The sequence below is a fragment of the Curtobacterium sp. APC 4022 genome (assembly GCF_030407555.1).
Lineage (GTDB): Bacteria > Actinomycetota > Actinomycetes > Actinomycetales > Microbacteriaceae > Curtobacterium.
In genome coordinates this window covers 1-11,352 of sequence record NZ_JASDDD010000076.1, presented here as the reverse complement: position 1 = coordinate 11,352, position 11,352 = coordinate 1, and the positions used below count along the sequence as shown (strand labels likewise).

The 11,352-nt window shown below is 73.0% G+C and carries 12 protein-coding genes; 2 read left to right on the top strand and 10 right to left on the bottom strand.

Annotation, left to right across the window (positions count from 1 at the left end; translation table 11 throughout):
- The 6 genes from QL987_RS16060 to QL987_RS16035 form a co-directional block, all read right to left on the bottom strand.
- On the bottom strand, positions 1-670 hold a 670-nt coding region (locus QL987_RS16060), incomplete at its 3' end, for a dipeptide/oligopeptide/nickel ABC transporter ATP-binding protein (RefSeq protein ID WP_290158629.1).
- The gene (locus tag QL987_RS16055) at positions 667-1,467 is read right to left on the bottom strand and encodes an ABC transporter ATP-binding protein (protein ID WP_290158628.1); all 801 of its coding nucleotides are present in this window, start codon (positions 1,465-1,467) and stop codon (positions 667-669) included. The genes QL987_RS16055 and QL987_RS16060, both read right to left, overlap by 4 nt.
- Positions 1,464-2,360 carry an ABC transporter permease gene (locus QL987_RS16050; RefSeq protein WP_290158627.1) on the bottom strand — a complete coding sequence of 299 codons (897 nt, stop codon included), beginning with the start codon at positions 2,358-2,360 and terminating at the stop codon, positions 1,464-1,466. Before QL987_RS16050 ends, QL987_RS16055 begins: the two co-directional genes overlap by 4 nt.
- Complete coding sequence (locus QL987_RS16045; RefSeq protein ID WP_290158626.1) at positions 2,357-3,310, bottom strand: ABC transporter permease; 954 nt, start codon at positions 3,308-3,310, stop codon at positions 2,357-2,359. The genes QL987_RS16050 and QL987_RS16045 overlap by 4 nt, the downstream gene beginning before the upstream one ends.
- A gap of 10 nt (positions 3,311-3,320) precedes the next feature.
- Positions 3,321-4,820, bottom strand: a complete 1,500-nt coding sequence (locus tag QL987_RS16040) for an ABC transporter substrate-binding protein (protein ID WP_290158625.1) — start codon at positions 4,818-4,820, stop codon at positions 3,321-3,323.
- Positions 4,821-4,952: 132 nt separating this feature from the next.
- Complete coding sequence (locus QL987_RS16035; RefSeq protein WP_290158624.1) at positions 4,953-5,903, bottom strand: alpha/beta hydrolase; 951 nt, start codon at positions 5,901-5,903, stop codon at positions 4,953-4,955.
- A 63-nt stretch (positions 5,904-5,966) separates the two neighbouring features.
- Between QL987_RS16035 and QL987_RS16030 the strand changes: the two genes are divergently transcribed.
- Positions 5,967-6,878 (top strand): siderophore-interacting protein, encoded by a 912-nt coding sequence (locus QL987_RS16030; protein WP_111073640.1) that lies wholly within the window; start codon positions 5,967-5,969, stop codon positions 6,876-6,878.
- Complete coding sequence (locus QL987_RS16025; protein ID WP_111073639.1) at positions 6,875-7,690, top strand: ABC transporter ATP-binding protein; 816 nt, start codon at positions 6,875-6,877, stop codon at positions 7,688-7,690. The genes QL987_RS16030 and QL987_RS16025 overlap by 4 nt, the downstream gene beginning before the upstream one ends.
- Positions 7,691-7,861: 171 nt before the next feature.
- Here QL987_RS16025 and QL987_RS16020 read toward each other — a convergent pair whose 3' ends face one another.
- The 4 genes from QL987_RS16020 to QL987_RS16005 all read right to left on the bottom strand — a co-directional run bounded on the left by QL987_RS16020 (position 7,862) and on the right by QL987_RS16005 (position 11,293).
- Positions 7,862-8,218 carry a Fe-S oxidoreductase gene (locus QL987_RS16020; RefSeq protein WP_290158623.1) on the bottom strand — a complete coding sequence of 119 codons (357 nt, stop codon included), beginning with the start codon at positions 8,216-8,218 and terminating at the stop codon, positions 7,862-7,864.
- Between the two features lie 3 nt (positions 8,219-8,221).
- The gene (locus QL987_RS16015; protein ID WP_290158622.1) at positions 8,222-9,622 is read right to left on the bottom strand and encodes an NAD(P)/FAD-dependent oxidoreductase; all 1,401 of its coding nucleotides are present in this window, start codon (positions 9,620-9,622) and stop codon (positions 8,222-8,224) included.
- Between the two features lie 79 nt (positions 9,623-9,701).
- Positions 9,702-10,523, bottom strand: coding sequence for an arginase family protein (locus QL987_RS16010; protein WP_290158621.1), 822 nt, complete (start codon positions 10,521-10,523; stop codon positions 9,702-9,704).
- A gap of 47 nt (positions 10,524-10,570) precedes the next feature.
- Positions 10,571-11,293, bottom strand: coding sequence for a PspA/IM30 family protein (locus QL987_RS16005; RefSeq protein ID WP_111073635.1), 723 nt, complete (start codon positions 11,291-11,293; stop codon positions 10,571-10,573).
- Positions 11,294-11,352: the final 59 nt, after the last annotated feature.

Below are 11,352 nucleotides of genomic sequence, written 5' to 3'. Positions count from 1 at the left end.
CGCCGATGTCGTGCGACACGAGCACGAGCGTCGCCCCGAGGTCGTCGACGAACGAGCGGAACAGGTCGATCACGCGGGCACGGACCACGACGTCGAGGGCGCTCATCGGCTCGTCCCCGAACAGGATCCGCGGCCGGTGCACCACCGCCCGGGCGATCGCGATCCGCTGCCGCTGCCCTCCCGAGAACTCGTGGGGGTACCGGTCGGCGGCGTCCGCGGGCAGGTCCACCCGTTCCAGGACGGCAGCCACCATCGCCCGGTGGTCGCCCGCGACCCGGAGCGCCCGGAGCGGTTCGGCGACGATCGCGCCGACGCGCATCCGCGGGTCGAGCGAGGCGACCGGGTCCTGGAACACGATGCCGGTCTCCCGACGGAACCAGCGCGAGGACGCGGCCGATGCCCGCGCGTCCACGAGGCGACCCGACGCGTGCACGGTGCCGGTGGTGGGAGCCTCCAGTCCGGCGAGGAGGCGGACGAGCGTCGACTTGCCGGACCCGGACTCGCCGACGATCCCGAGCCGTGATCCGGCCGCGACGGTCAGGTCGACGCCGTCGACGGCGGTGCGGACCGCGCCGGGCTCGAACGGGCTGCGGCGGGGTAGCCGGTACGTGCGGCGGAGGTCCGTGCCGACCAGTGCCGGCGCGGTGGGGTCGGGGTCGGGGTCGGTCACGAGGTCCTCCTGGCGGTGGCGCGCGCCGCCTCGACGAGCGCCACGGTGGCGGGGTGCCCGGGCGTGGCGAGCAGGTCGGCGACGCGGCCCTGCTCGACGACGCGCCCGGCCTCGAGGACGACCGCCGTGTCCGCGATCCGCGACAGCACCGCCAGGTCGTGCGTCACGAACAGCATGCCGGTACCCCGGGAGGCCGTCAGCGACTCGAACAGGTCGAGGATCCGGGCCTGCGTGGTCACGTCGAGCGCCGTGGTCGGCTCGTCCGCGACCAGGAACGCGGGCTCGCCGGCCATCGCCATCGCGATGCAGATCCGCTGCCGCTGCCCACCGGACAGCTGGTGTGGGTACTGCCGGAGCAGCAGTTCCGGGTCGGGCAGGCCGACGTCCCGGGCGAGTCCGACGGCGGCCTCGGCAGCGGCGCGCCGGTCCAGGCCGCGGTGCAGCCGGAGCGGCTCGACGATCTGCTTGCCGACCCGGCGGAGCGGGTCGAGCGCGGTGCCCGGCTCCTGGAACACCATCCCGATCGCCGCACCGCGGGTCCGGGCACGCTCGCGTTCGGGCAGACCGACGAGCTCCCGGCCGTCCAGGCGGATGCTGCCGGTGACCGTCGCCCCGGCGGGCTCCAGGCCCATCAGGGCGAGCGAGGTCATCGACTTCCCCGACCCGGACGCGCCGATCACGCCGACGCGTCGGCCGGGAGGCACGGCGAACGTCACGTCGTCGAGCACCGTCCGCCCCGCGATCCGGACCGTCAACCCGCGGACGTCGAGGCCGGGCGCTGCCGTCTCGTCGCTCATGCGATCCCCTCCGTCCCGGCGACGGTGCCGGTGCTGGTCGGGGTCGCCGCGTCCGGCCCCCGCCGGCTCGTCGTCAGCCGCGGGTCGGTGGCGTCCCGCACGGCGTCCCCGAGCAGCGACAGCGCCATCACGACGATCGCGATCGCCGCTCCCGGCCAGGTCGCACTCCACGGGTGCACCCCGATGTAGGTCTGCAGGTCGGACAGCAGCCGACCCCACGAGGCCGTGCCCGCGTCGGCGCCGTAGCCCAGGTAGGACAGTCCGGCCTCGGCGAGGACCGCTGTCGCCATCGCGAGCGAGAGCTGCACGGTGAACAGCGGCGCCGCGTTCGGCACCAGGTGGCGGAACAGCACGCCGAGCGGGCCGACGCCGGACGCCCGGGCCGCGACGACGTAGTCACTGCGGGCGATGCGGCGGATCTCGCCGCGGGCGACACGGGCGATGGTGACGCCGAACGCCAGCCCGACGGACACCACGACGACGCCGAGCGACCCGCCGTACACCGCGGTGAGGAGCATCGCGGTGAGCAGGGTGGGGAACGCGACCAGGACGTCGAGGAGCACCGCGGTGGCCTCACGGACCCAGCGGGCGGTGAGCGAACCGATCGCGGTGAGGACGATGCCGACGACGCTCGCGATGACGCCGGCGCCGACCGCGACGACGAGCGTGGTCCGGGTGCCGGCGAGCAGGTAGCTGGCGATGTCGCGGCCGACCCCGTCGGTGCCGAACCAGTGCGCGGCGCTCGGACGCTCCCACTGGTGGAACGGGTCGGTGCGGAACGGGTTCTCGGGCGTCCAGACGAGCGACACCGCGGCCAGCACGACGAGCAGCCCCAGGACGACGACGGCGAACAGTCCGGTCGGGGTCCGGAGCAGTCGGCGGAGCGCGGTCACGACGCGGCCTCGCGCTGCCGCGGGTCGAGCACACGGTGCAGCACGTCGACGGCGAACCCGACGAGCAGCACGAGTCCGGTGAGCACGAGCAGCTCGGACTGCACCTTCGTGATGTCGCGGCGGCCGACGTCGGTGACGAGCATGCGGCCGACCCCGGGCAGCGAGAACAGCTGCTCGACGACGACCGCGCCCACCAGCAGTCCGGCGATCTGCACACCGAGGACGGCGAGCACGGTCAGTGCGACGCTCGGCAGGCCGTGGCGGAGGAGGGCGCGGTTCTTCGTCAGTCCGATCGCCGCCGCGGTCCGGACGTGGTCGGCGTCCAGGACGGACAGCGTCGCGGAGCGGGTGAAGCGGAGGATGACGGCCCCCTCGACCGCACCGATGGTCAGCGCGGGGAGCACGAGGGCGGCGAACGCCCGGTCGGGGGTGTCCCAGCCGTCGAGCGGGAAGCCCTGCACGGGCAGCCAGTGCAGGGTCACCGCGAACAGGGCGACGAGCAGCATGCCGGCCCAGACGACCGGGATCGCAGCGACGGCCTGCGCGGCGGCGGAGATCACGGCACCTCCCGGTCGACGGCGGAGCACCGCAGCCAGGACCCCGAGTGGGACGCCGATGACCAGTGCGGCGGCCAGGGACATGCCGGCGAGGGGCAGCGTCACCGCGAGCTTCTGCGCGATCTCCGGGGCGACCGGGCCCCGGGTGACCAGTGAGTCGCCGAGGTCACCGCGGAACAGGCCGCCGATCCAGTCGAGGTACTGCAGCACGACGGGACGGTCGAGCCCGAGCTGCTCACGGAGCGCGGCGACCTGGGCGGGCGTCGCCTCGGCGCCGGCGACGACCTGCGCGACGTCGCCGGGCAGCACACGGAGCGTCGCGAAGACGATCAGGCTCGCCACGAGCAGTCCGACGGCGAGCAGGAGCACCCGCCCGACGAGGAATCGGGTCACGAGTCCGATGCTACGAGACGGCGAGGTCCGCCAGGTCCAGGCGGGTCGTGGTGCTGTCGAACGGGAACCCGGTGACGCCGTCCCGCACGGCCGTCGTGGTGGTCGCCGTGTACAGCCACTCGGCCGCGGCGTCCTCGCTGACGATCTTCGCCGCCTGCTGCAGGGCCCGCACCTTCTCGGTCTGGTCGGTGGTGGCGACCGAGGCCGCGTAGAGCCGCTGGACCTCGGCGTTGTCGTACCCGAAGTAGTAGTCCGGGTTCGCCCAGTTGCCGAAGTCCCGCGCCTCGGTGTGGTTCACCACGCTGAGGTCGAAGTCCTTGTTCTTGAAGACCGAGTCGAGCCAGGTCGCGAAGTCCACACGCTGCACCTTGAGCGTGATGCCGACGTCGGCCAGCTCGGAGGTCAGGACGTCACCGATCGCCGTCGGGTACACGTTGGCGTAGGTCAGGGTCAGGGTCGGCTTCGTCACGCCGGCCTGCTGCAGGAGCTTCTTCGCCGCGGCCGGGTCGTACGCGTCGACGTCGGTCAGGTCCTGGTAGCCGGGGTCGAGGGCGGGGATCGGACCGCCCTGCTCCACCCCGCCGCCACCGATGGCCTTGATGACGGCCTTCGGGTCGATGGCCTGCCGGATCGCCCGGCGGACGCGGATGTCGGTGAAGGGCGCCTTCTGGTCGTTGAAGGCCAGCGTGTACTTGTCGGTCGTCTTGCCGGTGTGCAGCGTCACGCCGGAGGTGCCCTGCAGCTGGCTCTTCAACGTGCCGTCGACGGCGGTCTCGACGTCGAGGTCCCCGCCGGCCATCGCGTTGACGGCCGTCGACGGGTCGGTGATGTACCGGAAGACGACCTTCTGGACCTTCGCCTTCGCGCCCCAGTAGTCCGGGTTCCGGCGGAATGTGAGCGAGTCGCCCTGCTTCCAGCTGGCGACCTCGAAGGGCCCGGTGCCGTTCGCGGTCTTCGTCCGGTCGTTGTCCGCGGCCTGCTCGAGGACCAGCCCGGCCCGGCCGGTGAGGTTCCAGAGCAGGTCCGAGTCCGGCTTTGCCAGGGTCAGCGTGACGGTGTCGTCCCCGGTCGCAGCCACGGTCTTCACCGAGGCGAGGTCGTCCGCGTCGACGTAGGACTCGTGCGCCTTGACGTCCTCGAGCGACCAGACGACGTCCTTCGCGGTGACCGGCTTGCCGTCCTGGAACGTCGCCCCGTCCCGGAGCGTGAACGTGTAGGTCAGGCCGTCGCTGGACACCTGGTGTGAGGACGCCAGCACGTCGCGGACCTTCCCGTCCGCGGTCCGCCCGACGAGCCCCTGGTAGACGTTGTCGATGAGCACCTGGTCGAGCGCGTTGCCGGACTGGGTGCGGATGTCGAGGCTCGTCGGTTCGAGCACCAGGCCGACCCGGACCGTCGCGTCGGCGCCGCCGCGGGTGTCGTCGGAGCCGCCGGAGCAGCCGGCCAGGGCGACCGAGGTCGCGACGGCGAGGGCTGCCGCGGCGAGGGCGGTGCGGTGGAGCGGGCGCATGCTGGGTTCCTTCCCGGAGCCGACCCCGTCGGGGGCCGGATCGATCCGGTGCAGGGCCGGATCGGAGGCGCCGGGACGACGGTCGTCGGCGGCGCTCGGACGAGGCTACCGGGCGCTCGGGCGTCGGCGGTGTCAGGTCTCGGACGAAGTCGCAGGGGGTTCTTCAACGCCATCCAACAAACCGTGTTCGCCAGCCCATTCCCGGATCGCCCGGGCGAGCGGCAGCGGCGCCTGCGTCTGCACGGCGTGCCGCGACTCCACCGTCACGATTGATGCGTCCGGCAGGCGCTCGGCGAACGCCTGGTGCAGCTTGGGGGAGACGTAGCCCCGGTCGCCGCGGACGAGCAGGAGCGGCACGTCGAGCTGCTCGAGGTCCGGCCACGCGTCCGCGAACCGCCCGACGGACGACATCCGGCCGCCGAGGTGCGGGAAGTGGTGTCGCCGGACGAGTCGACCGTCCGCGCCGACCCGCGTTGAGTGCCGTGCTTCGCGGCGGAGCGTCGCCTCGTCCCCGCCGACCCGGGCCGCGATCGCCCGTTCGACGACCTCGTCGAGGCTGCCGAACGACTCCTCGGACTCCAGCGCCCGGGCGATCCGGTCGACCGCCCGCTGCGCGAAGTCCGGCGACATGTCGACGAGCACGAGGCCGGTGACCCGCTCCGGCGCGAGGGCAGCCAGTCGTGCCGACAGGATCGCGCCGAGCGAGTGTCCGACGACCAGCCCCGGCGGCACGTCCAGGGCGTCCAGGGCGGCGAGGACGGTCGGTGCCGTCGCGGTCGCCGCGTAGTCCGCGTCCGCCCGCCAGTCCGATCGGCCGTGGCCGGGCAGGTCCAGGGCGACGGCCGGCTGGTCGACCGCGATCGCGGTCTGGTCGAAGCTGTGGGCGTCGATGCCGAGCCCGTGCAGGTAGGCGATCCGGGCCTCCCGTCCGGCCGTCGGCGGAGGGGTCCGCGACCAGCGGATCGCGGAGACCGTCCCACCGTCGGTCGGGACCTCCTGCCGGGAGGCGCGGAGCGGCTCGGTCACGCCGCTCGCGGCCGCCAGGGCGGGGACGTCGGCGAATTCGTCATCGTGCTCGGACACCCGACCAGTGTCGCAGTGCGACGCGCCCTGTTCTCCTTAGGTAAGGCATGCCATACTCGAGGGGTGGCAGCCCGGTACCGCGTCTTCTCCGTCCGTGTGGCAGCCGTCTCGTCGCTCACCCCGCACTTCGTCCGGGTGACGCTGACCGGCGACGAGCTCGCGGACTTCTCGGCCGTCGGTCTCGACCAGCGCATCAAGGTGCTGCTGCCGCTCGACGGGCACGGGTTCTCCGACCTGCCCGAGGGCGAGGACTGGTTCGCGGCGTGGCGTGCCCTGCCGGACGCAACGCGCAACCCGATCCGCACCTACACGGTCCGCTCGTTCCGGCCGGACGCCCACGAGCTCGACATCGACTTCGTCGCCCACGGCGACGCCGGCCCGGCATCCCGCTGGGTGTCGGCCTGCCGCGTCGGCGACGAACTGCGGATCGTCGGCCCGAGCATGCCGGAGTCGCCGGCCGACCTGCCCTCCGGTGCCGCCGAGTTCTCGCCGGGGTCCGCGAACCGGATCCTCCTCGCCGGGGACGAGACCGCCGCTCCGGCCATCTGCGCCATCCTCGAAGCGCTCGACGTCAGCGCCGTCGGCCACGTGTTCATCGAGGTCCCGACGGACGCCGACCGGCTGCCGGTCTCCGCGCCCGCCGGGGTGGAGGTCCGCTGGATCGCCCGGAACGGCGCGTCGCACGGAGCCCGGATGACGGACCACGTGCACGCCTGGGCCTCGACCGTCGCCCCGGACCCGCTCGTCGTCGCCGGCCGTGCTGCCGCCGGGGCCGAACTGGCTGACGTGGACGTCGACCAGCAGGTGCTCTGGGACGTCCCGCGCGAGGACGACGACCTGCCGGTGTACGCCTGGATCGCGGGGGAGGCCGGCTGCGTCAAGGAACTCCGCCGCCACCTCGTGCGGAGCGTCGGGCTCGACCGCAAGCAGGTCGCGTTCATGGGGTACTGGCGGCACGGCAAGGCGGAGTGTTGAGCCCTGCCTCGGTCCTCACACCGGAGGCCCCCGTCACGGCGCTCGGTGCCCGCGGACTCCGGCTCGGCTACGACGACCGCGTGGTCGTGCACGACCTCGACGTGGACGTCCCGGACGGCGAACTGACCGTCATCGTCGGGCCGAACGCGTGCGGCAAGTCGACACTGCTCAAGGCCCTGGCGCGGACGCTCAAGCCGTCGGCCGGCACCGTGTACCTGGACGGCCGACCGATCACGTCGTACCGCCCGAAGGCCGTCGCCCGGCGGGTCGCGATGCTGCCGCAGACGCCGATCGCCCCGGACGGCATCACCGTGCGGGACCTGGTGTCGCGCGGACGGTTCCCGCACCAGGACCTGCTGCACCCCTCGAGCGGGACCGATCGCCAGGTCGTGCAGGCCGCTCTGGCGCAGACCGACATCGTGGGGCTCGCCGACCGTGGCGTCGACGAGCTCTCGGGCGGGCAGCGGCAGCGGGTCTGGATCGCGATGGTGCTCGCGCAGCAGACCGACATCGTGCTGCTCGACGAGCCGACGACGTTCCTCGACATCGCGCACCAGTACGACGTGCTCGAGTTGGCATCCACGCTGCACGCCGCCGGGCGGACGGTCGTCGCGGTGCTGCACGACCTGAACCAGGCGGCCCGGTACGCGACGCACATGATCGCGATGCGGGACGGCGTCATCGTGGCGCAGGGGACGCCGGAGTCGGTGGTCACCGAGGAGCTCGTCGCTGACGTCTTCGGGCTGCCGTGCGTGGTCGTCCCCGACCCGGAGACCGGCACGCCGCTGGTCGTCCCGCGCCGCGCGCGCTGAGCCGGGCCGCGGCGCGCGGTTCGGCGGCGCGCATCGGCCCCGCAGGTCGGCGGCGCGGATGGGCGTCGCACAACGGAAGCCGGCCCGAACCACGGGATGCCGTGGTTCGGGCCGGTTCCCGTTGTGCGTGGCCGGGCGGCGCCGCGCGACGGGCCGCTCCGGCAGCGCGGCTCAGCGGTAGCCGCCGTCCTCCAGGCCGGCTTCGACCTCGAAGCGGTTGCGCAGCGGGTCCCGCCCGGCGACGCCGTACAGCAGCGGCATGAGCATGCCGTACCGGCGCCACTGCTCGACGTGCACGCGCTCGTGCCGCAGGACCCGGTCGCCGTCGTTGTCCCGCGTCAGGTAGACCGAGCCGACGCAGGTCCCGCCACGCCGGAACACCCAGCGCGGCAGCCCCCGGCAGACGATCAACCCGTCGACGACCCGGACCGGGCCGGTCGACAGCGGCAGGCCGATCGCCAGGCCGACGGCCGTCGCGAAGAGCCACCCGGCACGGGACACCGGCGAGGCGATGAGCGGGTTCCGCACGGGCTACTCGGGACGGCCGTAGGTCTCGAGCAGGCGGAGCCAGATCTCGTTCATGGTCGGGTAGGCGGGGACGGCGTGCCAGAGGCGCTCGAGCGGGACCTCGCCCACGACGGCGACGGTGGCCGCGTGCAGCATCTCGGCGACGTCCTGGCCGACGAAGGTGACCCCGACGACGACCCCGCGGGACTCGTCGACGACCATCTTCGCGCGGCCGGTGTAGCCGTCCGCCTGCAGTGCCGAGCCGGCGATGCTGCCCAGGTCGTACTCGACCGCGCGGACGTCGATGCCCTGCTGACGGGCCTGCTCCTCCGTGAGGCCGACGCTCGCCACCTCGGGGTCGGTGAAGGTGACCTGGGGGACCGCCGCGTGGTCGGCGGTGGCGACGTGCGCGCCCCACGGCTCGGCGTGCACCGGACGGCCCTGGACGCGTGCCGCGATGACCTCGCCGGCCGCACGGGCCTGGTACTTGCCCTGGTGGGTGAGCAGTGCGCGGTGGTTGACGTCGCCGACGGCGTACAGCCAGTCGGTGCCGGTGACGAGCATGGTGTCGTCGACGTCGAGCCACTCGCCGTCGGTCAGCCCGACCGAGGACAGACCGAGGTGCTCGGTGCCGGGTGCGCGGCCGGTGGCGGCGAGGACCTCGCTGGTGACGAGGGTCGTGCCGTCGTCGAAGGTGGTGGTGACGAGGCCGTGCTCGTCACGGTCGACGCGGGTGGGGTTCACGCCGGTGCGGACGTCGATGCCCAGCTCGCGCATGCCGTCGGCGACGAGTTCGCCCGCGAAGGGCTCCATCCCGCCGAGCAGACCGTGGCGGGCGGCCAGGGTGACCTTCGCGCCGAGGGCGGCCCAGGCGGTCGCGAGCTCGGAGCCGGCGACGCCGCCACCGATGACGAGCAGGCTCTCCGGGACCTCCTGCGCGCTGGTGCCCTCTCGGGTGCCCCACGGCTTCGCCTCGGCGAGACCCGGGACCGGCGGCAGGGTGTGCACCGAGCCGGTGACCAGGGCGATCGCGTGCGCCGTGTACGCGGTGCCGTCGACCTCGATGGTCTTCTCACCGGTGATCGTGGCGCGGCCGCGGATCAGGGCGATGTCGGCCGACTCGAGCCACTGCACCTGCGACGCGTCGTCCCAGTTGCTCGTGAACGAGTTGCGTCGGGCGAGCACGGCGGCGGCGTCGACGTCACCGGTCACGGCTTCCTTCGCGCCACCCAGGCGCTTGGCTGCGGCGACCGCGTGGCTGCTGCGGAGCAGTGCCTTCGACGGCATGCACGCCCAGTACGAGCACTCACCGCCCACGAGTTCGGCTTCCACCACGGCGACTGACAGGCCGCGCTTGTGGGCGTAGTCCGCCACGTTCTCGCCGACAGCGCCGGCTCCGATCACGATGAGGTCGTAGTCCGTCATGTGGCCGAGCGTAGCCGCCGACGGGCGGGCATCAGCCGGGAGCGGTGCGCTGTGTGGAGGACCCGTCGCGTCGGACCGGTCAGGCCGAGCGTGCCGCGGTGGACAGGGCACCGACGACCCGCAGGATGACGCCCATGTCCTCGACCGCGCGGCTCGGGTCCACCGGTGCGAACCCGGTCAGGGCAGCGCCGACCAGGCGTCGTCCGGCCGTGGCCGCCTGGACGAGGGCGACGAGGGCGGCGCCGTCGATGCCGAAGGGGACCGGCTCGAGCAGCCCGTCGACCTCCGACGGGTCGAGCACGTCGAGGTCGACGTGCACGAACACGCTGTCGGCGCCGGTGCGCTCGACCGCTCCGCGCAGGGCGTCCGGCGTCGCAGCGTCGACGTCGAGGTGCGTGATGCCGGCGCGGTCCAGTGCCGCGGCCTCGGCGGACTCGGTGCCGCGGGTGCCCGCGACCACCACCGAGGCGGCCCGGACGACGGGCAGGTCCGGGAACAGGTCGGCGGGGCGGTCGACCAGGAGGCGCAGGGCGGCCGTCTCCGCAGCCACCGGTTGGGCCCGGTTCAGCGCCCGGAACCCGCTGGACCCGGAGAGCCGCACGACGGCCGTGTCCGGTCCGACGAGGACGGAAGCACCGAGCACGCTGGACCCGTCGCCGCCGATCACCAGGACCGGTTCGGTCGCGACCCCGGCTTCCTCGGCGACGGACCCCGAGACGGTGAGCACCGAGGTGTACCGCGCGACCGCCGTGTCCAGCCGGTCGCCGGCACCGGTCGGGACGTCGATCGTGGTGGTCGCCGTCCGGGGCAGGTCCGCAGCGACGGCGGCTGCTCCGTCCGCGAGCCGCATCGCACGGGACGACGCCGAACCCTGCCACTGACCGACCACGATGAAGCGCATCGTGTCAGTCTGTCAGGCGGGTCCGACGTCGTCCGGTGCAGTCGCGGTCAGACCGTCGGGCCGCCGGACTTCAGCGCGGCGAGACGGGCCTCGACCTCGGCGTCACGGCCGACGTCCTCGAGGCTCTCGAACTGCGCGTCGAGGCTCGACGCCTGCAGTTCCTGCTGCCCGATGACCTTGGCCTCTTCACGACGGACCTTCTCCTCGAAGCGGGCCAGGTCGCTGGTCGGGTCAGTGATGTCGATGTTGCCGAGGGCGTCGTTGACCTTGGACTGGGCTTCCGCCGTCTTGGCACGGGCGACCAGGGTGTTCCGCTTCGAACGGAGCTCTTCGAGCTTCTGTTCCATGCCTGCCAGACCCTGCTTGAGCTTCTCGACCTGCTCGTTCTGGGTGGCGAGCGGTGCGGCGTTGTCCTTGACCTCCTGCTCGGCGGCGATCTGCTTGCCGATCGCGATCTTGGCGAGGTTGTCGAACTTGTCCGCGTCGGCGGCCTTGCCCTCGGCGCGGTACCGGTCCGCTGCGGTCGAGGCGTTCGCGGCCTTCTGGCCCCACTCTTGGGCGGCGCGGACGTCTTCGTCGTTGTCCTGTTCGAGCAGGCGGAGGTTGCCGATGGTCTGCGCGATGGCGCTCTTGGCGTCCGCGATGTTGTTCGAGTAGTCGCGGACGAGCTGGTCGAGCATCAGCTGCGGGTCCTCGGCGTTGTCGATGAGCTGGTTGATGTTCGCCCGGACGAGCGTGGAGATGCGGCCGAAGATGGACTGCTTTGCCATTGCTGGTTCCCTTTCGTGGATGGATCACTGGTGCGTTCGAGTGGTCTGGTCAGAAGCGT

Coding starts and splice junctions, on each gene's coding strand:
- QL987_RS16055 (WP_290158628.1), bottom strand. CDS start 1,467: ATGAGCGACGAGACGGCAGCGCCCGGCCTCGACGTCCGCGGGTTGACG.
- QL987_RS16040 (WP_290158625.1), bottom strand. CDS start 4,820: ATGCGCCCGCTCCACCGCACCGCCCTCGCCGCGGCAGCCCTCGCCGTC.
- QL987_RS16015 (WP_290158622.1), bottom strand. CDS start 9,622: ATGACGGACTACGACCTCATCGTGATCGGAGCCGGCGCTGTCGGCGAG.
- QL987_RS16010 (WP_290158621.1), bottom strand. CDS start 10,523: ATGCGCTTCATCGTGGTCGGTCAGTGGCAGGGTTCGGCGTCGTCCCGT.
- QL987_RS16005 (WP_111073635.1), bottom strand. CDS start 11,293: ATGGCAAAGCAGTCCATCTTCGGCCGCATCTCCACGCTCGTCCGGGCG.